Raw genomic sequence first — 19,099 nt, forward strand, 5'->3', positions numbered from 1 at the left:
GTGTGTCGAAACGCGCCGGGTGATGGAAGCCGGCGCGCTTCCTCGTTGTTTACAAACGGTTTTCGTTGCCCGCGTCGAAGAGCGAGGCGACCGCCATGTCGAAGGACAGCGTGACCGCCGTTCCCGGCTTGTAGCGCCGCTGGCCGGCGATGCGCACCGACATCGACTGGCCGGCAAGCTTCAGCCAGAGCAGATTGTCGGCGCCCATCGGCTCCTCGATATCGACGACGGCCTGATGCGACGGCTGGCCGCTCGATGCCTCGTCGACGCGCACATGCTCGGGCCTGACGCCGAGAACGACCTTCTGCCCTGCCTTGAAGGGCCCACGCGACGGATAGGCAGAGACGTCGAAATCGACGCCATTGGCATGCACGAAGGCCCGCCCATCCCTCAACTGAAGTTCGCCGCGGAAGAAGTTCATCGAAGGCGAACCGATGAAGCCGGCGACGAACAGGTTTTCCGGAGCGTTGTAGATCGTCATCGGATCTGCGAGCTGCTGGATGACACCGCTCTTCATGACGGCGATGCGGTCGGCAAGCGTCAGGGCCTCGATCTGGTCGTGGGTGACGTAGATCATCGTGTTCTTCAGCGACTGGTGCAGCCGCTTGATTTCCACACGCAGTTCCGAACGCAGCTTGGCGTCGAGGTTGGAGAGCGGCTCGTCGAACAGGAACACGTCGACATCGCGGACCAGCGCCCGGCCGATCGCCACGCGCTGGCGCTGGCCGCCGGAAAGTTCCGCGGGCTTGCGCTTCAACAGCGGCTGGATCTGCAGGATCTCCGCGGCGCGGCTGATCCGCCGGTCGATCTCGGTCTTTTCCACCTTGGCGACCTGGAGACCGAAGGAGAGGTTCTTCTCCACCGACATCTGCGGATAGAGCGCATAGGACTGGAACACCATGCCGATGCCGCGGTCCTTCGGCTCCTCCCAGGTGACGTTCTTGTTCTTGATGAAGATCTGGCCGTCGCTGACATCGAGCAGGCCGGCGATGCAGTTGAGCAAGGTCGACTTGCCGCAGCCCGACGAACCGAGCAGCACCAGGAATTCGCCGTCCTTGATGTCGAGGTTAAGCGTGTCGAGCACTGTGACGGCACCGAAGCTCAACGACAGATCCTTGACCGATACGCTGACGTTTTCCATGCCCTTACCCTTTCACTGCGCCGGCGGCGATGCCGCGGACAAAAAGCCGCCCGGAGACGAAGTAGACGAAAAGCGGAACGGCGCCGGTCAGGATCGTTGCCGCCATGTTGACGTTGTATTCCTTCACGCCCTGCACCGAGTTGACGATGTTGTTGAGCTGCACGGTCATCGGGTAGTATTCCGGCCGCGTGAACACGACGCCGAACAGGAAGTCGTTCCAGATACCGGTCACTTGCAGGATCATGGCGACGACGAAGATCGGCATCGACATCGGCAGCATGATGCGGAAATAGATGGTCCAGAAGCCCGCACCGTCGACGCGCGCCGCCTTGAACAGTTCCTCGGGCAGCCCAGCGAAATAGTTGCGGAACAGAAGCGTCAGGATCGGCATGCCGAAGATCGTGTGCACGATGATCAACCCGGTCAGGGAACCGTAAACGCCAAGCTCGCGCAGCACGATGACGATCGGATAGATCATCACCTGATAGGGGATGAAGGCGCCGACGATCAGGATGGTGAAGAACAGGTCGGCACCCTTGAAGCGCCAGTTCGCCAGCGCGTAACCGTTGATCGAGGCGATCGCGATCGACACGATGGTCGAGGGAACGGTGATGCGGACGGAATTCCAGAAGCCGCGCGAGAGCCCGTCGCAGTTAAGCCCGGTGCAGGCGCTTGACCAGGCTTTGACCCAGGGCTCGAAGGTGATCTCGAGCGGCGGGGCAAAGATGTTGCCAAGGCGGATTTCCGGCATGCCCTTCAGCGACGTCATGACCATGACGTAGAGCGGCAGCAGATAGTAGAGCGCCACGACGATCAGGGTGCCGTAGATCATGATGTTGCGGCCCGAAAGCGCCCGGCGCGGCTTTCTGCCCCGAGGACCGGCCTGGGTCGCACGTGCCTGGACTTTTTCCGCTTCGGGCTCGATGCCCGCGTCGATGGTGTTGAAAGCGACGATCTCAGGCACGCTTGCGCCCTCCCCCAAATTCGAGATAGGCCCAGGGCACGATGATGATGGCGACAGTCACGAGCATCATGGTCGAGGCGGCAAAGCCCTGGCCGAGATTCTGCGCCTGGAACATGTAGTCGTAGACGTATTTGGCCGGCACTTCCGAGGCGATGCCCGGGCCGCCGCTCGTCTGCGCCACCACGAGATCGTAGACCTTGACGATGCCGCTCGCGATGATCACCAGCGTGGTGATGAAGACACCGCGCATCATCGGGATGATAACCAGCAGATAGGTCTTCCACATCGGGATCCCGTCGACGCGGGTCGCCTTCCAGATATCCTCGTCGATACCACGCAAGCCGGCCAGCATCAGGCACATGACGAGCCCGGTACCCTGCCAGAGTGCGGCAATCAGGATGCCGTAGATGACGATGTTGGAATTGTAGAGCGGATCGAAGGCAAAGGTCGTCCAACCGAGTGAACGCACCACCGACTGGATGCCGAATTCCGGGTTGAGCAGCCACTGCCACACGAGGCCTGTCACGATGAAGGACAGCGCGAAGGGATAGAGCATGATCGTGCGGAAGGTGTTTTCAAAACGGATCTTCTGATCCATTAGCGCCGCGAGCACGAAGCCGATGACGAGGCTGAAAACCAGCGAGAAGAACCCATAGATAACCAGGTTCTGGACCGACATGAGCCAGCGCGGTGCCGCCCAGAGCCGCTCGTACTGATCGAGGCCGACGAACGACAGCCGCGGCAAGAGCTTGGAATTGGTGAAGGAATAGACGACCGTCCAGATCGTGCCGCCGAGGAAGATGACCACGGCCGTCAGGATCATGGGGACGGAGGCAAATTTCGCATTCAGGTTCCGCGTCCACTGGTTCGGTCGCCCCGAACCGCGTGTGTGACCCGCCATGTTTCGTTCCTCCGGAACTGCAATCTGCATCGGATGACGGGCAGCCGGTAGCGCGAGGGCAAAGCCCCCTCGGATAGCCGCCTCGTCACGTTGACAGCCCCTCCCGGTCCGTGTCGAAAACGGTCGACACGGACCGACGGCACGGCTTGCGCCACGCCGAACAGGAGATCTCGGCCGGCCCGCATCTGCGCGGGACCGGGAGGTCAGGGCTGATCCGTCACTCCGCCGAGGCGATGATGTCGGTGAAGCGCTTCTGCGCGTCTTCCGGCGTCATCGACGCATTGGCGAAGAACTCCGAGAACAGGTCTTCCTTCTGTTTCTGGCTGTCAGCCGACAGAAGCTGGTCCGTGCCCTGGATCACGTTGCCCTTGGCAAGAATGTCCAGTCCCTTCTTCATGCAGTCGTTGGCAGCAGTGAGGTCGACGTCGCCGCGCACCGGCAGCGAGCCCTTCTTCAGGTTGAACGCAACCTGCGTCGCCGGGTTCAGAAGCGTCGATGCCAGCACTTCCTGGGCCTTCGACTTTTCCTCGTCCTTCAGGAGCGGGAAGTAGAAGGCATCGCCACCGGTCGAGATGACTTCGTTGACGCCGAGACCCGGCAGGCAGGTGTAGTCCGTCCCGGCCTTCTGGCCGGCAAGCTGGAATTCGCCCTGCGCCCAGTCGCCCATGATCTGGCCGCCGGCCTTGCCGGTGATGACCATGTTCGTCGCCTGGTTCCAATCCTGGACATTGGTGCCCTTCGACATCCGGCGCGCATCGTCAGCAGCCTTGAAGACCTTGGCGATTTCGGGACCGGCGGCCACTTCCTCGTCCTTGTCGCCAAAGACCTTCTGGAACGTATCCTTGCCGGCGATCGCGACCATCAGCACGTCGAAGGCACCGGCTGCCTGCCACGCCTGTCCGCCAACGGCGAGTGGCACGATGCCGGCCTTTTCGAGTGCCGGTGCTGCTGCGACGAACTCGTCCCAGTTCTTCGGCACATCGACACCGGCCTGCTTGAATGCGGCGTTCGACAACCAGAGCCACTGCCAGGAGTGGATGTTGACCGGAGCGCAATAGATCTTGCCATCGATGGTGCAGGAATCGAGCAGGCTTGCCGGCTTGATGATGTCCTTCCATTTCTCCCTGGTCGCGACATCGGTAAGGTCGCGCATCAGCCCGGCCTCGACAAGCTCCTCGGCCTGGCGACCATGGTTGAACTGCGTGGCTGCCATCGGGTCGCCACCGGTAATGCGGCTGACCATGATCGGCCGCGCCGTGCTGCCGGCGCCGGCAATCGCACCATCAACCCAATGATTGCCGGTCGCGTCGAAAGCCTTTGCGAGCTCGGCTACCGCAGCCGCCTCGCCGCCCGATGTCCACCAATGGGTTACTTCAAGATCGGCAGCACTTGCCGCACCGAGCGGCAGCGCCACCGTCACCGCCAAAGCGGCCGCGAAAGAACGTAAATTCATGAGTCTCCTCCCTCACTGTAACGTTACCGTAAAAAACTTAGAGGAAACGTTCCCCGTCCGCAACTCCCACCCCAATGAATTTAAACAGAAACTTTATATGCAACCCAAAGAGGCAATTCGAGAGGCCCGACGATGGTGAGATTCGGCACTCAGGCGAGCGAATAACCGATAAAATCGACCGCTATCCGGCTGATATTCTTGATATTTGCGTTGATCTTCAGTCATCATGCTACAAGCAACGTCTCGCAAGCGCGAAATGCTCGATCTCGCAGACGCAACTCAACCAGAGTGTTTCATCTGCCGCAGCGCAGCAACAAAATTGCTCGACAGATCTACTGTATCGTTACAGATTTATGAGAAGGTCGCCTTCCCGAAGCAGGATAGCTCCGCGTCACAATTCGTATATAAGGCGATGAAGTGACGCGGAACGGGACGGCGGGAGCAAACTGGCCGAACGGGTTTCGCACCGGCTGGGTGGAAGCCGACGGCAACGGCAAGGGCGGGCGTGGGTACGGCGATGGACAGCAAGACGAAGAACAGACCGCTGACGCCGCCGGATGGCAGCAGGCCGACGTTGAAGACGATCGCCTTCATGACCGGGCTCGGCATCACCACCGTTTCTCGCGCCCTGAAGGATGCACCCGATATCGGCGCGGAAACCAAGGAGCGTGTACGCCTCGTCGCCAAGCAGATCGGCTACCAGCCGAACCGCGCCGGCGTGAGGCTCAGAACCGGCAAGACGAATGTCATCAGCCTGGTGCTGACACTGGAAGAAGAGATCATGGGCATTACCAGCCCCATGGTCGTCGGCATCACCGAGGTGCTTGCCGGCACGCCCTATCATCTCGTCGTGACGCCCTATAGCGCCACCAAGGATGCGCTGGCGCCAATCCGCTATATCCTCGACACCGGGGCTGCCGATGGCGTCATCATCTCGCGCACGGAACCGCACGATCCGCGCGTCGCCCTTCTGACGGAACGCGGCCTGCCCTTCGTCACCCATGGCCGCACCGAGATGGGCGTCGTCCACCCCTATCACGACTTTGACAATGAGCGTTTTGCCTATGAGGCGGTGCGTGAGCTGGTAGAGCGCGGCAGAAAGCGCCTGGTGCTGCTGGAGCCGCCGCCGCACCTGACCTTCTATTCCCATATGCGTGCCGGCTTCGAGCGCGGACTTCGCGACTTCCATGCGGATGCGGTCAGTTTCCACCACATCAACATCGACCACACGCTGGTCGAGATCCGCGACGCCTTCGAAACGCTGATGCGCTCGGACGATGCGCCCGACGGTATCGTGTCGGGCAGTGGCTCGGGCGCGATCGCGCTGATCGCTGGGCTGGAAGCCGCCCAAAAGACGCTCGGCAAGGATGCCGACATGGTCTCCAAGGTGCCGAGCGACTTTCTGCGCTGGCTCCGGCCGGAAGTGGTGACCATGTACGAGGACATCCGCGTTGCCGGGCGCGAACTCGCCAAGGCGGTGATCGGCCATATCGACGGCCAGCCCTCCGAAACACTGCAGAGCCTCAGCCAGCCGGAGGTCCAATCCGCCGTTCCCGTATCGATCAAGCGGTAGCAGCTCGGTACCGGGCTTCGCGCCTGTGACATTTGCGGCACCATCGCCGGGCGGTTTCCGTCCGCAAACGGCAACCTGTAGACGCACCGACTTCCGGGCGCTAGACGACCCCTTGCTTGAAAATGAGGGTCCGCAAATATGAACATCGTCGTGAGAAAAGCCAGAGCCGAGGACGTGGAGCCGATCTTCGACATCCGCACCAGCGTCGTCCAGAACCACCTCTCGCGCGAACAACTGTCCGACATGGGCATCACGCCCGAGACACTGATCGAGATGCTGGCGGCCGATGCCGGCATCTGGATCGCCGAGGTTGACGGCATCCCCGCCGCATTCTCCTCGATCGACGACGAGGACGGCTCCGTCTTCGCGCTCTTCGTCAGCCCGGACTTCGAAGGGCTTGGACTTGGACGGTTGCTGTTGCAGGAGGCGGAAACCGCTCTCTTCCGCACTCATGAGACAATCTGGCTCGAGACCGACGGCCACGACGGTATCCGAGCCAACGGGTTCTACCAGAAGCACGGCTGGATCCACGTCGACACGATGGCGAACGGCGACGTGCGATACGAGAAGCGGCGCCCGGCCGAATAAGGTCTCGGCCCTAGAGGCCGGCCAAAAACCGCTCGACACGGCTCCAGGTCAGACGAGTTGCCTCGGCATCGTAATCCGGCAGCGATGCATCCGTGTAGAGATGTCCGGCCCCGGGATAGGTGAAATCTTCCAACGCGATCGCCGAACGCCCGGCCAGCGCCCGCCATTCGGCGACATCCTCGGCCGGCTCGTAGATATCCGGATCGGCCAGGTGCAACTGCACCGGCACACCGTCACGGGCGTTCTCGGGGATCCCGACGATGCTGTGCAGCAGCAGAACGCCCGATGTTTGCGGCCGCCTTTCCCAGAGATGCGAGGCAATGGCAGCGCCGAAGGAGAAACCGCCAAGCACCGCCGATACCGGCTGCCCGGCGACCGCCGCTTCTGCCCGCTCGCATAGTCCGCGCCAACCGATCGCATCCTTGAGCGCGAAGCCCTCGTCGACCGAGCCGACCACCTGGCCGCCGAAGAGATCGGGCGTGATGACAGAGTGGCCCAAGGCCCTTAGCCGCGCGGCAGCATCGCGCTCGAGCGCACGCAGCCCGCGGATGGAATGAAACAGGATCACTGTGGCCATCGATATGCTCCTCGTGCCCGTAGGGCTGCATGTCACCGGCACCCCGCACTTCGGCGCTGTGGGCAGCACCAGCCGAGCTCCACCACGGGCCCCTGCCCCCACTTGGAGTATTTCCTGACGGAAAAGTGCGAAGCGGTTTTCCGTCAGGAAATGTGTAAAAGCAAGCCGCTGGAGCGTTCTGCGTCTAAGTCCAAAGCGGCAACGCTCTAGAAGCTGACTGACAGATCGAGCTTGCAATCCCACACGTCGAGATTGGCCTGGCCAAAGCTCAGGTAACCGGCGCTCGCTTCCAGTTGCAGCGCATTGGTAATCAACATTCGAACGCCCGACCGCAGAGAGAAGGACCAGGGCGATGGCGTGGCAAGCGACAGGTCGCCGGTGAGAATCTGCCCATCATTCGGTCGCTCGTACTCGTATTTTGCGCCGACTTCGGCAAACGCCAGAAATGGCGTGCCGCCCGGCGCTTCGAAGAAACGACTGACCTCGGTCGTTGCTTCGATATAGCCGTAGTTGAAGCTTTCGCCCGGCAGCGCGACGTCGATCGGCAAGCTGAAGATATCGCCGGTCAGGCTATAGGCGTCATTGGCGATATGCGAGAAGGAAGCCGTCACCTTCGGGCGTACGAAGTATTCGTCCCATTTGTACTGACCGTGAAGGTTCAACTCGGCGGAATAACGTTCCGACGTGAAACTGCCATCCAGTATGCTCAGCTCCAGATCATTGTCGTAGCGGCCATAGGTGAGAGAGCTGTCCAGGGCCCACTGTGGCGAAAGCCGTGTCGCGATATATGGCCCGACGCTGAAGCCGTTCGTATTCACCTGCAGGTCATCGCCAAAGCCGTCGCTTTCGCTTGCCTCGATTGTGAACGTCATACCGACCACGACATCGTCATTCAGGCGCCGATCGAGTGCGAACGTCGCATTGCGAAGGGTCGTATCGATATCGAGGCCGAAACGCTCGTCGGAAATGCCCATGACACGGCCGCCCATACGGAAATTCCACAGCGTCTGCTGGCCAAAATCGCGGCCTTCGGTCAACGGCACCTGATTGAGGCGGGCCTCCTGTTGGCGCGCGGCTTCCGCCAGGACCTCCCGTGAGCAGATTGGCAATTGCATCCGCTCGTCGTCTCTCGTTTGCGGCTGAGATCGCGGATCAATGCAGTAATAGGCCGATTGCTGGGCCGACACCCGCGTGTCGGTCGCAATCTTCAGATTTCCGCCGTCGGACCGGACGATGACGATGGGCGGTTGCACGCCGCCGGGCAGCGTGCCACCGGGTGGCGCCACGCCGCCCGGCAGGGTTCCGATAGGGGGCTGGACACCGCCAGGGACCGAACCGATCGGTGGGCTGACTCCGCCCGGAAGCGATCCTATCGGCGGCGTCGCACCACCTGGGAGCGAACCAATCGGCGGTGCTACGCCGCCGGGCACCCTGCCGATCGGTGGCGTCACGCCACCGGGAAGTGAGCCGATCGGAGGCGCAACCACCCCCGGAAGCGACGCGATGGGTGGCGCCACCCCACCGGGAAGCGAGCCTATGGGTGGCGTCACTCCGCCTGGGAGTGAACCGATAGGCGGCGTCACGCCACCGGGAAGCGAGCCGATCGGTGGCGTCACCCCACCAGGGAGCGAGCCGATAGGCGGCGTCACCCCACCGGGAAGCGAGCCGATCGGCGGCGTCACCCCGCTGGGCAGATTGCCGATCGGTGGCGTGATGCTCGCCGGCGGTGCGAAATCAGGAAAGATGTTGCCGATTGGTGGCACGACGCGCCCAGGCATGACGATGGACGGCATGTTGATATTCGGCGGGAGGGTAAAATCGCGCTTCTGGTTCTGGGTGTCGATGAGACAGGGCTTGCCATCGCTGACATCATAAAGCTTGTGTGTACCGCCGTTTCCCTGGGAAACGAAGGGCGAGACGGAAAGGTGAAGACCACGCCGGGACTTTGACCACGTATCAACCGTCTGGTTGCCCTGAGCAGACTCCAGGCTGAACGAACCCGCCGGCGTACCCGAGAGCCATACCGAGTTCGACCCGTCCCGAATATTGCCGAGATAACTCAAACCGCCGCCGTTGCAGTTCTGTGCGGCCGCCGATAGCGGACAGCCAAAGACGCACAACAGGGTGAAAGCACTCCACTTCAACCTGGACAGCAGATGCATAGCGGTCGCTCCCCCGCACATGACAATCGCCGCAGAGTGCCCGCGTGTTTTAGCTTATGTCAATCTTCAGAAATACCGGGTCAATTCTGACATCGACGTCAAAGTGACCGTATATCCCAACGCGATACGCCGGGATGTACTGAAATGACGCGACAAATACGGGAGCAGGCACGACCAGCCTCGGGAAAAGACTAACCAACCTTTTAGAACGATGCGTGCTGCAAGGCCGCTCTGCGGATCAAAACGAAACGGGGCGGCCAAGGCCGCCCCGTTCGAAACGCAGGATCAAGACCTCGCTCGCCGATCAGGCGTTGAGGCCGCTGCCCCACGGACCATGATGGGCGTCGGCACCGTCGACGCGGTCGAAGCCGTGGGCGCCGAAGAAGTCGCGCTGGGCCTGGATCACGTTGGCCGTGCCGCGGCCGCGGCGGTAGCTGTCGAAATAGCCGAGAGCCGAAGCGAGCGCCGGTGCCGGCAGGCCGCCAAGCACTGCAGCCGAAACGACGCGGCGAAGCGCTCCATCTGTTTCCTTGACCATTGCGGCAAAAGCGGGCGTGACGATCAGATTGGCCGCATCCGGCGCCTTGGTGAAGGCGGTGGTGATTTCATCCAGGAACTGCGAACGGATGATGCAGCCGGCGCGCCAGATCTTGGCAATCGTCGGCATCGGCAGCGACCAGTTGAACTCCTTCGAGGCCGCGGACATAACAGCGAAGCCCTGCGCATAGGCGCCGATCTTGGCGGCCAGCAGCGCGTTCTCCAGGTCCTTGATGAAGGCGGCCTTGTCGGCAACCTTGAACTCGCCGACCGGAGGCAGGCCGAGGATTTTTTCGGCGGCTTCGCGCTCTTCCTTGGCGGACGAGATGCTGCGCGCGGCAACGGCCGCTTCGATCGCGGTCGCCGGAACGCCCATGTTCTGCGCTTCGATCACCGACCACTTGCCGGTGCCCTTCTGGCCGGCCTTGTCGAGGATCAGGTCGACGATCGGCTTGCCGGTCAAGGGATCGGCTGCCTTCAGCACCTTCTCGGTGATCTCGATCAGGTAGGAATTCAGGCGGCCCTTGTTCCAGGCGCCGAAGACGTCGCCGATTTCGCCGGCCGTCATCTTCAGGCCGTCACGCAGGATGCCGTAGATTTCGGCGATCATCTGCATGTCGGCATATTCGATGCCGTTGTGGATGGTCTTGACGAAGTGGCCGGCGCCGTTTTCGCCGAGCCAGGCAACGCACGGGTCGTTGTCGTACTTGGCCGCGATCGAGGTCAGCACCGTCTCGACGCGCTTGTAGGAGTCTTCCGTGCCGCCGACCATGATCGACGGGCCATGGCGCGCGCCCTCTTCACCGCCGGAAACGCCCATGCCGATAAAGGTCAGGCCCGAGTCCTTGAGCGCGTCGAAGCGGCGCATCGTGTCGCGGAAGTTGGCGTTGCCGGCGTCGATCATGATGTCGCCCTTGGCGAGATAGGGCTCAAGGATCTTCATCTGCTGGTCGACCGGCTCGCCGGCCTTGATCATGATGATGATCGGGCGCGGCGGGCGGATAGCGGCAACGAACTCTTCGATGGTGTCGCAGGGCACGATCTGGCCCTGAAGTTCGCCGGCTTCCGCGTAGAATTTATGCGTCGCCTCGACGGTGCGGTTGAAGACCGCGATCTTGTTGCCTTTTTCAGCGATGTTGAGCGCCAGGTTCGAGCCCATGACGCCGAGACCGATAAGGCCGATTTCCGCCTGTGACACGTGATTGCCTCCATTGGACAGCAGAGCCGGACGCGATCGGGATAAGCGCGTGGGAGCCGGCCCCTCGAATTGAACTTCGCGCGCTCGCATTGCCCCTCGGGAAAGGGGCGGACGCGAGATGCGACGGCGGAGGCTGTTTTGGCATTCAAATCGATTAACGACAAGCGATTCTTGAGAAAATCACTCCTTTTCGGGCTTTCCGTCGCCATCGTCGAGCACGCGCCAGGAGGCGCCTTCAAGGTCTTCGTACTGGCCGCTCTTCAACGCCCAGAGGAAGGCGACGAGACCGAGCCCCCCTAAGAACAATGCGATCGGAATGAGATAGATCAGCGTGTTCATGAGGCGGTCCCAATCGCGTCCAGCGGTGTCGGCGCCGACCTTTCGGCGGCCTCGGTCTTCTTGACGCTGGCTGCACGCAGCCGCAGCGCATTGGCAACCACGATCACCGACGAGGTCGACATGGCAACGGCGGCAATCAGCGGCGTCGCATAACCCATGATGGCGATCGGAACGGCGATGATGTTGTAACCGATCGCCAGCGCGAAGTTCTGGCGGATCAGTCGGCCGGCGCGGCGCGACGTGTCGATCGCCATCGGCACGGCGTCGAGACCCTGGTGCAGGAAGACGAAATCCGCGGCCTGACGGCCGACATCGGCAGCCGTTGCCGGCGCCATCGACACATGCGCGGCGCGCAGCGCCGGTGCATCGTTGATGCCGTCGCCGACCATCAGCACCCGGTGGCCGCCCTCGGCTGCAGCCGCGCATTCCTCGACCTTGCCGCGCGGCGACAGTTCCGAACGCCAGCTGATAATACCCAGCCTGCGGGCAAGTGCCGCGACAACAGGTTCACGGTCACCGGAGAGAACGCCGGTCGCAAACCCCAGGCGGGTCAGCTTGTCGACGCTTTCACGCGCCAGTGGCCGCAGCCGGTCTTCGAAGCGGAAGCAGGCAAGCTCGCGTCCGTCGAGCGACAGGATCACCTCCGACTGGCCGCTCGCCTCGCCGGCGTCGCCGCAGGCAAAGGCGCGACTGCCAAGGCGATAGAGGCCTTCGGACGTCTGCGCCTCGATGCCGGCACCCGGGATCTCGCGGATATCGCCGGAAAGAACCGGCGCGATCGGCGCCGCGTCATGGATGGCCATGGCCAGCGGGTGGCGCGAATGCACGGCAAGGCCGGCGGCAGTCGCAAGCACCGTCGGCTTGATCTCGGCGCCATTGGTCAGGCGCGGTTCGCCCGCCGTCAGCGTACCGGTCTTGTCGAACAGTACAGTGTCGATCTCCGCAAGCCGCTCCATGGCGGAGCCATCCTTGACCATGACGCCGTTCTGGAAGAGCCGGCCTGCGGCGATCACCTGCACCACAGGCACCGCCAGCCCGAGGGCGCAGGGGCAGGTGATGATCAGGACGGCGACGGCCACCAGCATGGCATGATGGAAATCGCCATCGATGAACATCCAGCCGGTAAAACTCAGGAACGCCAGCAGATGCACCGCCGGCGAATAGTATTGCGCAGCGCGATCGGCGATACGGCGGTAACGCGCCCTTCCCCCTTCGGCGGCCTCCATCAACCCCATGATCTCGGCCAGCAGCGAGTCGCGCGCAGCGGCCGTGGCCTCGATCGTCAGTGGCCCGGTCAGGTTGAGCGTACCGGCCTCGACGGTGTCGCCGATATGGACAGGCGCCGGTGCGCTTTCGCCGTTGACGATCGACCGGTCGAGGTCGCTCGAGCCGACGAGGATCCTTCCATCAACAGGGATGCGTTCGCCGGCCGCAATCGCCAGCCGTTCGCCCGGCTTGATCTCGTCGACCGGCCGATACTCGCGAGAGCCATCGGCATCGACAACCATCGCGCCACGGGGCGACAGGCGCGCCAGGCTGCTGATCGCCGAGCGGGCGCGGCCACGCATCATGTGGTCGAGCGTGCGGCCGATGAGCAGGAAGAACAGGAGCATCACCGTGCCGTCGAACCAGGCATGGGTACCGTGGGTGATCGTCTCGTAGAGCGAGATGCCGTAGGACAGCGTGATCGCCAGCGCGATCGGCACGTCCATGTTGGTGCGGCCGTGCTTCAGCGCGTTCCAGGCGGAGGAATAGAAGAACCGGCCGGCATAGATCAGGGTCGGCGCGGCGATCAGCGCCGAAATCCAATGAAAGAGATCGCGTGTTGCAGCCTCGGCACCGGACCAGACCGAGACCGAGAGCAGCATGATGTTGGTCGAGGCGAAACCGGCGACGGCCACGGCCCGCACCAGCTGTTTCAGATGCGTGTCGCCGTCTTCCTCACCGGGGGCAAACAGATGCGTCTCGTAACCGCGCTCGCGGATCGCGCGCGCCAGTACGCGCGGATCGGTACGCGTGCCGGCAACGTCTTCCTTCCAGACGACCGATACCCGGCGCGAGGAAAGGTTGACGCGAGCGCGCTCAACCTCCGGCCGGATCTTCAGCGCGGATTCGATCGTGGTGATGCAGGCGCCGCAGTGGATACCGGGCACGCTGAGGTCCGTCTGGCGCAGGCCACCGCCAAGCGCCCGGCTGGTCAGCCAAAGCTCTTCGGAGCTGGGCAGTCCCTGCCCTGATCTGTCGATCTCCAGCGCGGTTTCGGCGCCGGCAGCACAGCAGCTCATGGGCGCTCTCCCGGCGCGATGAAGCGAATGGCCTGGCGGTAGACGACTTTGTCGCCTGACGTCGCGGTGATGTCGGCGATCCACTGGCCGCGTTTCAGATCGGTCGCGGCGACGAAGACGCCCTCGCCTTGATGCGCCATCTCGACCCGCACGTCCTCGTGCTCCTCGACCGGACGCTTGAACACGGCGACCACTTTGTCAGCCGAGGTTTCGGCCTTGCCCTGGCGCGTCAGCGTGTAACGCACGGCGCCCGGCTCAAGGCTCAGCTTGCCGTCCAGGCCGCTTGCCGCAAAGGCGCGCGCCTCCTTGACCTTACCGTTGAACTGCTGGCTGGCGACATAGGTGTTCTGAACGACCAGCCCGCTCCAGCTATGGCTGGCATTCCAGGCCATGATCAGGTTGACGGTGATGATGGTGCCGAAGAACAGCACCATCACGCCGAGCATGTGCCATCCGGTGAAGACGCGGGGTTGCCTGCCTTGGTCAGCGGTCATTTCGCGGCTCCCGGTGTGTTGAAGTTGGCCTTGTAGACGTCGCGTTCATGGCTCGACGGATCCTCCACGATCAGGCTGAAGCCGTCTTCCGCTTCGCCGAGTTTTTCTTTCGGCACGGTTACGAACACCTTCAGCGCCGTCACCTTGTCCGGATCGACGCCGACGGCAAAGCTGCGGCCGTCGCCCGGAGCGTGGCCGGCGATGCGCATCATCGCCGAAGGCATGCCGTCGATGGTGAGCGTGATCGTGCGCTGTTCGGGGATCATGTTCAAGAGCTTGACCATGTAGCCATTGCGAACCGATCCATCCGATTCGAGCACGAATTGCGGGTTGCGATCGTGCAGGACGTTGAGTTCGAGTCGGTCACGCGCAAGCAGCGCATAGAGCAGGCCGATGCCGACAAGCGTCCACACACCGAGATAGACCAGCACGCGTGGCCGGAAGACGATCTTCCAGTTGAAATGCTTGACCTTGTCGACGAACGTGCCGTCGGCATCGCGCACCCGGGCAGGCTCGATTGCCGTCGTGCCACCATTGGTGGCAAGCGCCATGTTGGAGGCATAGTCGCTGAGCGTCGCATAAGCGATCAGCCCGCGCTCGCGACCGAGCTTGTCCATGACGTTGTCGCAGGCGTCGATGCAGAGCGCGCAGGTGATGCATTCGAGCTGCTGGCCGTCGCGGATGTCGATACCCATCGGACAGACGACCACACAGGCATTGCAATCGACGCAATCGCCGACGCTCTCGCCTGCGGCTGCCGCCTTCTTCTGGTGGCGCGACCGCGGTTCGCCGCGCCAGTCGTTATAGGTGACGACGAGCGAGTTTTCATCGAGCATGGCCGCCTGGATACGCGGCCATGGGCACATATAGGTGCAGACCTGCTCACGCATCAGCCCGCCGAAGACATAGGTCGTGGCCGTCAGGATGGCGACGGTCATATAGGCGACCGCAGGCGCTTCCAGCGAGACGAAGCTCTTCAGCAATGCAGGCGCATCGGCGAAGTAGAAGATCCACGCGCCGCCGGTGGCGATACCGATCAGGATCCAGATCGAATGTTTCGTCACCCGCTTGGTGATCTTGGCCATTGTCCACGGCCCTGCGTCGAGCTTCATGCGGGCGTTGCGGTCGCCCTCGATATAGCGCTCGACAACGAGGAACAGATCGACCCAGACCGTTTGCGGACAGGTATAGCCGCACCAGGCGCGCCCGACGGCCGATGTCACCAGGAAGAGGCCGAAGCCCGCCATGACAAGAAGTCCGGCGACGAAGAAGAATTCCTGCGGCCAGATCTCGATGAAGAAGAAGTAGAACCGGCGGGCAGCGATATCGACGAGCACCGCCTGGTCGGGGGCATGTTCGCCGCGGTCCCAGCGGATCCAGGGCGTCAGATAGTAGATACCGAGCGTTACCAGCATCACCAGCCATTTGAACTGGCGGAATCGTCCCTCGGCGCGCTTCGGGAAGATCTTCTTGCGCTTTTCGTAGAGTGGCTTGCGCACATGCGCCGCGTTGACCGCCTCGGCCTCGTGGCGTTCGACGATGGGGGCGTTTGTGGCGGATTGAGGCTGCATGGTGTGGGAAATCCCCGAATATATCGCGTATTGAACGCTGTTTTGCCCGATTTGCCCGCCCGAAACGTTGATCTGTGTCAAGTTTGCGGGCTAAAGCGACCGCATGCGTCGAAACGTCCGGCCCCGATGCCGCACGACCTGATGGCACTTGCCACACCACGACATCTAGCCAAACCAACGAGGACCGCATGGACACGATCATCGGCTTTCTGAACACGATCTTTTGGGGCTATGTCCTGATTTATGGCCTTCTCGCCGTCGGTATCTATTTCACCATCCGGCTCGGCTTTCCCCAGATCGTGCATTTCGGCGAGATGTTCCGTGTGCTCAGCAGCGGCGGCTCGAAGGATGCGGCCGGCATCAGTCCGTTCCAGGCGCTGACCGTCAGCCTCGCTTCGCGCGTCGGTACCGGCAATCTCGCCGGCGTTGCCGTCGCGCTCTATCTCGGCGGACCGGGCGCCACGTTCTGGATGTGGATGGTCGCCCTCGTCGGCATGGCGACCGCCTATGCGGAAAGCGCGCTTGCCCAGCTCTACAAGGTCAAGAACGAGAACGGCCAGTATCGCGGTGGTCCTGCCTTCTATATCGCCCGTGGCCTCAATGCCCCGTGGGCAGCGACGATCTTCTCCGTCTGCCTCATCCTGTCCTTCGGTCTCGTCTTCAATGCGGTCCAGGCGAATTCGATCGCCGATGCGGTCCAGGGCGCCTTCGGCATTCCGAAGATCGTGGTCGGCATCGCCGTTGCCGCACTCTCGGGCATCGTCATCTTCGGCGGCATCCGCCAGATTGCCCGCGTCGCCGAAATCGTCGTGCCGTTCATGGCCGGCGCCTATCTGCTGACGGCGGTCTACGTGCTGATCGTCAACGCCTCGCTGGTCCCGACAGTGCTGTGGACGATCGTCTCCAGCGCCTTCGGCCTGCAGGAAGCGGCAGGCGGCGTCGCCGGCGGGGTGACCGCCGCGATGATGAACGGCGTCAAGCGTGGCCTTTTCTCCAACGAAGCCGGCATGGGCTCGGCGCCTAACATCGCAGCCGTCGCCACCCCGGTTCCGCATCACCCCGCCTCGCAAGGCTTCGTGCAGTCGCTCGGCGTCTTTATCGACACCATCCTGATCTGCACCGCGACATCGGTGATGATCCTGCTCTCCGGCACGCTTGAGCCCGGCTCCGGCGTCACCGGTACGCAACTCACCCAGGCGGCGATGAACGCCCATATCGGCTGGGCGGGCAGCTATTTCATTGCAATCGCGATCTTCTTCTTCGCCTTCACCTCGATCATCGGCAACTATTCCTACGCGGAGAACGCGCTGACCTATCTCGGTGGCGCCAACCGGCTCGGCGTGACCCTCATGCGCTGCGCCGTTCTCGCCATGGTCGTCTGGGGCGCCTATGAGAGCATCGCCACAGTGTTCGACGCTGCCGACGCCTCCATGGGCCTGATGGCAACGATCAACCTCATTGCCATTCTGCTCCTGTCCGGTACCATTGCCAAGCTGACGAAGGACTATTTCGCCCAGCGCAGACAGGGTGTCGAACCGGTGTTCCACGCCGCAGACTACCCGGAACTGCAGGGGCAGATCGACAGCGAGATCTGGTCGCGCGACTAGGGCGGAACGAGACCGGCAACGGGACTTCGACGCTGACGGAGAGCAAGGCATGCACGGTACGCTTCAGCCCATGACGCTTGCCAAGCGCTGCGGCGTCTACCGCGAGCGCGCCGCACCTGCCTCGCTTGCCATCCATGTCGAATGCCTCTGGAGCCACGCCATACCGGAGGGGCCGCGCCAACCCATGGCTGTCGTTCCCGACGGTTGCGCCGATATCATCTGGTCGAGCCGGGGTCTCGTCGTCGCCGGGCCAGACCGGGTTGCGGCCTTTCCGGCCATCGACCCAGGCGAGACCGTGGTGGGCTTGCGCTTTCGCACCGGCATTGCAGCCGCCTTTCTGCGTGCGCCGCTCTCCGGGCTGACCGGCACTGTCGTACCGCTCGAAACCTTCTGGGGTGCCGCGGCCCGCGAACTCCATCTGAAAATGGTCGAAGCCGAAAGCGTGGCAGCGCGGACCATCATCCTTGCACAAGCGGCAGAACAAAGGCTGCCGATCATTGCTGCCCCGCCTGGTGACATCGCCGCCTGCCTCGCGCACCTGCGAAAGGGGCACCCTACGTCGTCGGATAACCCGATCCGGTTGCTGGCGCAGGCAACGGGAACCAGCGAGCGCACGCTGCGCCGCCGTTGTCACGAACACTTCGGCTACGGCGCCAAGACGCTCGACCGCATCCTCCGCCTTCAACGCTTTCTCTCGACGTGCCGAAGCAATACGCAGGCGAGCCTGTCCACACTTGCGCTTGATACCGGCTATGCCGACCAGGCCCACCTGACCCGCGAGAGCCGGGAGCTGACCTCGCTGTCGCCACGAGAAATCCGGCATCAACTCTCGAGCTGACTGGCCGTTTCGTTCAAGACGGCAACGCCGTGCAGTGCTATCCCCTTGATTGCAGCAGCAAACGCAAGGTGAGCGAGCGCATGACGACACTGGCAGCGAACATCATCCACATCTCCATCGAGCGCGACTGGCGCGACGTCTACGCTTTCATGGCAAAGCCGGAAAAGATGCCGCTCTGGGCATCGGGCCTGTCGTCCGGCCTCACGCGCGACGGTGACGACTGGATCGCTCCGGGACCGCTCGGCAATGCGCGCGTGCGCTTTGCGCCAGACAACGCCTTCGGCGTCGTCGACCATCTGGTGACGCTTGAAAACGGCCTGAAGGTGCAGAACGCCCTGCGCGTCGTGCCGAACGGCGATGGTGCCGAGGTGATGTTCACGCTGCTGCGGCAGGCCGATATGAGCGATGAACAATTCGCCGGCGATGCCGAATGGGTGGCAAAGGATCTGGCCGCGCTGAAGTCAATTCTGGAATCTGAAAACGACAGGACACATCATGGGTAACAAGGGCAATGACCGCCGCATCGACTATGTCGAGTTCAACGTCTCCGACATCGCCGCAAGCAAGGCGTTCTATGGCGGCGCCTTCGGCTGGACCTTCACCGATTACGGCCCGCAATATTGCGAGTTCCAGGACGGCCGGTTGACCGGCGGTTTTACCACGACAGGCCCGGTCAGATCAGGCGGGCCGCTGATCATCATCTATGCCGACAAGTTGGAAGATGCCTTGACGAACATCGAGGCTGCCGGCGGAAAAATCCTGCAGCCGATCTTCCCCTTCCCCGGTGGCCGGCGCTTCCACTTCGCCGACCCTGACGGCTACGAGCTGGCGGTCTGGTCGGCGCAATAGCGGGCAAAGGCGCCGGCTTCAT

The 19,099-nt window shown here is 62.7% G+C and carries 17 protein-coding genes; 6 read left to right on the forward strand and 11 right to left on the reverse strand.

What is annotated here, in order from left to right; all coding sequences use genetic code 11:
- Positions 1-49 precede the first annotated feature (49 nt).
- The 4 genes from AC1Q80_RS09180 to AC1Q80_RS09195 form a co-directional block, all read right to left on the reverse strand.
- Positions 50-1,141, reverse strand: coding sequence for an ABC transporter ATP-binding protein (locus AC1Q80_RS09180; RefSeq protein ID WP_492360209.1), 1,092 nt, complete (start codon positions 1,139-1,141; stop codon positions 50-52).
- Between the two features lie 4 nt (positions 1,142-1,145).
- Positions 1,146-1,973: a carbohydrate ABC transporter permease gene (locus tag AC1Q80_RS09185; RefSeq protein WP_234941964.1), complete on the reverse strand. Its 828-nt coding sequence runs from the start codon at positions 1,971-1,973 to the stop codon at positions 1,146-1,148.
- Between the two features lie 124 nt (positions 1,974-2,097).
- Positions 2,098-3,006, reverse strand: a complete 909-nt coding sequence (locus tag AC1Q80_RS09190) for a carbohydrate ABC transporter permease (RefSeq protein WP_492360210.1) — start codon at positions 3,004-3,006, stop codon at positions 2,098-2,100.
- 217 nt (positions 3,007-3,223) lie between these two features.
- The gene (locus AC1Q80_RS09195) at positions 3,224-4,459 is read right to left on the reverse strand and encodes an ABC transporter substrate-binding protein (protein ID WP_173420238.1); all 1,236 of its coding nucleotides are present in this window, start codon (positions 4,457-4,459) and stop codon (positions 3,224-3,226) included.
- A gap of 517 nt (positions 4,460-4,976) precedes the next feature.
- On the opposite strand from AC1Q80_RS09195, the gene AC1Q80_RS09200 reads away from it, so the two are divergent.
- Both AC1Q80_RS09200 and AC1Q80_RS09205 read left to right on the forward strand, forming a co-directional pair.
- On the forward strand, positions 4,977-6,032 hold the full coding sequence (locus AC1Q80_RS09200) for a LacI family transcriptional regulator (protein ID WP_173420239.1): 1,056 nt from the start codon (positions 4,977-4,979) through the stop codon (positions 6,030-6,032).
- Between the two features lie 150 nt (positions 6,033-6,182).
- Entirely contained in the window at positions 6,183-6,620 is a 438-nt protein-coding gene (locus AC1Q80_RS09205) for a GNAT family N-acetyltransferase (protein ID WP_492360211.1), read from the forward strand.
- A 10-nt stretch (positions 6,621-6,630) separates the two neighbouring features.
- On the opposite strand, the gene AC1Q80_RS09210 is transcribed toward AC1Q80_RS09205, so the two are convergent.
- The 7 genes from AC1Q80_RS09210 to ccoG all read right to left on the reverse strand — a co-directional run bounded on the left by AC1Q80_RS09210 (position 6,631) and on the right by ccoG (position 15,783).
- Positions 6,631-7,197, reverse strand: coding sequence for a dienelactone hydrolase family protein (locus tag AC1Q80_RS09210; RefSeq protein WP_492360212.1), 567 nt, complete (start codon positions 7,195-7,197; stop codon positions 6,631-6,633).
- 206 nt (positions 7,198-7,403) lie between these two features.
- Complete coding sequence (locus AC1Q80_RS09215) at positions 7,404-9,359, reverse strand: autotransporter outer membrane beta-barrel domain-containing protein (RefSeq protein ID WP_492360213.1); 1,956 nt, start codon at positions 9,357-9,359, stop codon at positions 7,404-7,406.
- Between the two features lie 304 nt (positions 9,360-9,663).
- Positions 9,664-11,094, reverse strand: coding sequence for an NADP-dependent phosphogluconate dehydrogenase (gene gnd, locus AC1Q80_RS09220; RefSeq protein ID WP_492360214.1), 1,431 nt, complete (start codon positions 11,092-11,094; stop codon positions 9,664-9,666).
- 180 nt (positions 11,095-11,274) lie between these two features.
- Positions 11,275-11,433 (reverse strand): cbb3-type cytochrome oxidase assembly protein CcoS, encoded by a 159-nt coding sequence (gene ccoS / locus AC1Q80_RS09225; protein ID WP_077503804.1) that lies wholly within the window; start codon positions 11,431-11,433, stop codon positions 11,275-11,277.
- The gene (locus AC1Q80_RS09230) at positions 11,430-13,718 is read right to left on the reverse strand and encodes a cation-translocating P-type ATPase (RefSeq protein WP_492360215.1); all 2,289 of its coding nucleotides are present in this window, start codon (positions 13,716-13,718) and stop codon (positions 11,430-11,432) included. The genes ccoS and AC1Q80_RS09230 overlap by 4 nt, the downstream gene beginning before the upstream one ends.
- A complete protein-coding gene (locus AC1Q80_RS09235; RefSeq protein WP_492360216.1) occupies positions 13,715-14,212 on the reverse strand; it encodes a FixH family protein in 498 nt (165 codons plus the stop codon). The genes AC1Q80_RS09230 and AC1Q80_RS09235 overlap by 4 nt, the downstream gene beginning before the upstream one ends.
- Positions 14,209-15,783 (reverse strand): cytochrome c oxidase accessory protein CcoG, encoded by a 1,575-nt coding sequence (ccoG, locus tag AC1Q80_RS09240; protein WP_173420246.1) that lies wholly within the window; start codon positions 15,781-15,783, stop codon positions 14,209-14,211. The genes AC1Q80_RS09235 and ccoG overlap by 4 nt, the downstream gene beginning before the upstream one ends.
- Before the next feature lie 188 nt (positions 15,784-15,971).
- Between ccoG and AC1Q80_RS09245 the strand changes: the two genes are divergently transcribed.
- The 4 genes from AC1Q80_RS09245 to AC1Q80_RS09260 all read left to right on the forward strand — a co-directional run bounded on the left by AC1Q80_RS09245 (position 15,972) and on the right by AC1Q80_RS09260 (position 19,077).
- The gene (locus AC1Q80_RS09245) at positions 15,972-17,390 is read left to right on the forward strand and encodes an alanine/glycine:cation symporter family protein (RefSeq protein ID WP_492360217.1); all 1,419 of its coding nucleotides are present in this window, start codon (positions 15,972-15,974) and stop codon (positions 17,388-17,390) included.
- Positions 17,391-17,439: 49 nt separating this feature from the next.
- Positions 17,440-18,228, forward strand: coding sequence for a helix-turn-helix domain-containing protein (locus AC1Q80_RS09250; RefSeq protein WP_492360218.1), 789 nt, complete (start codon positions 17,440-17,442; stop codon positions 18,226-18,228).
- Positions 18,229-18,308: 80 nt separating this feature from the next.
- The gene (locus AC1Q80_RS09255) at positions 18,309-18,731 is read left to right on the forward strand and encodes an SRPBCC family protein (protein ID WP_492360219.1); all 423 of its coding nucleotides are present in this window, start codon (positions 18,309-18,311) and stop codon (positions 18,729-18,731) included.
- The gene (locus AC1Q80_RS09260; protein ID WP_209791366.1) at positions 18,724-19,077 is read left to right on the forward strand and encodes a VOC family protein; all 354 of its coding nucleotides are present in this window, start codon (positions 18,724-18,726) and stop codon (positions 19,075-19,077) included. The genes AC1Q80_RS09255 and AC1Q80_RS09260 overlap by 8 nt, the downstream gene beginning before the upstream one ends.
- The last annotated feature ends 22 nt before the right edge of the window (positions 19,078-19,099 follow it).

The sequence above is a fragment of the Ensifer sp. GW823-FHT05D09 genome (assembly GCF_058795755.1).

Excerpts from the sequence above, each read along its gene's own strand:
- AC1Q80_RS09260 (WP_209791366.1), top strand. The coding sequence starts at position 18,724 with ATGGGTAACAAGGGCAATGACCGCCGCATCGACTATGTCGAGTTCAAC.
- AC1Q80_RS09245 (WP_492360217.1), top strand. The coding sequence starts at position 15,972 with ATGGACACGATCATCGGCTTTCTGAACACGATCTTTTGGGGCTATGTC.
- AC1Q80_RS09235 (WP_492360216.1), bottom strand. The coding sequence starts at position 14,212 with ATGACCGCTGACCAAGGCAGGCAACCCCGCGTCTTCACCGGATGGCAC.
- AC1Q80_RS09255 (WP_492360219.1), top strand. The coding sequence starts at position 18,309 with ATGACGACACTGGCAGCGAACATCATCCACATCTCCATCGAGCGCGAC.
- AC1Q80_RS09195 (WP_173420238.1), bottom strand. The coding sequence starts at position 4,459 with ATGAATTTACGTTCTTTCGCGGCCGCTTTGGCGGTGACGGTGGCGCTG.
- AC1Q80_RS09250 (WP_492360218.1), top strand. The coding sequence starts at position 17,440 with ATGCACGGTACGCTTCAGCCCATGACGCTTGCCAAGCGCTGCGGCGTC.
- AC1Q80_RS09190 (WP_492360210.1), bottom strand. The coding sequence starts at position 3,006 with ATGGCGGGTCACACACGCGGTTCGGGGCGACCGAACCAGTGGACGCGG.
- AC1Q80_RS09180 (WP_492360209.1), bottom strand. The coding sequence starts at position 1,141 with ATGGAAAACGTCAGCGTATCGGTCAAGGATCTGTCGTTGAGCTTCGGT.
- AC1Q80_RS09230 (WP_492360215.1), bottom strand. The coding sequence starts at position 13,718 with ATGAGCTGCTGTGCTGCCGGCGCCGAAACCGCGCTGGAGATCGACAGA.
- AC1Q80_RS09185 (WP_234941964.1), bottom strand. The coding sequence starts at position 1,973 with ATGATCTACGGCACCCTGATCGTCGTGGCGCTCTACTATCTGCTGCCG.
- AC1Q80_RS09210 (WP_492360212.1), bottom strand. The coding sequence starts at position 7,197 with ATGGCCACAGTGATCCTGTTTCATTCCATCCGCGGGCTGCGTGCGCTC.
- AC1Q80_RS09200 (WP_173420239.1), top strand. The coding sequence starts at position 4,977 with ATGGACAGCAAGACGAAGAACAGACCGCTGACGCCGCCGGATGGCAGC.
- AC1Q80_RS09215 (WP_492360213.1), bottom strand. The coding sequence starts at position 9,359 with ATGCATCTGCTGTCCAGGTTGAAGTGGAGTGCTTTCACCCTGTTGTGC.
- ccoS (WP_077503804.1), bottom strand. The coding sequence starts at position 11,433 with ATGAACACGCTGATCTATCTCATTCCGATCGCATTGTTCTTAGGGGGG.
- ccoG (WP_173420246.1), bottom strand. The coding sequence starts at position 15,783 with ATGCAGCCTCAATCCGCCACAAACGCCCCCATCGTCGAACGCCACGAG.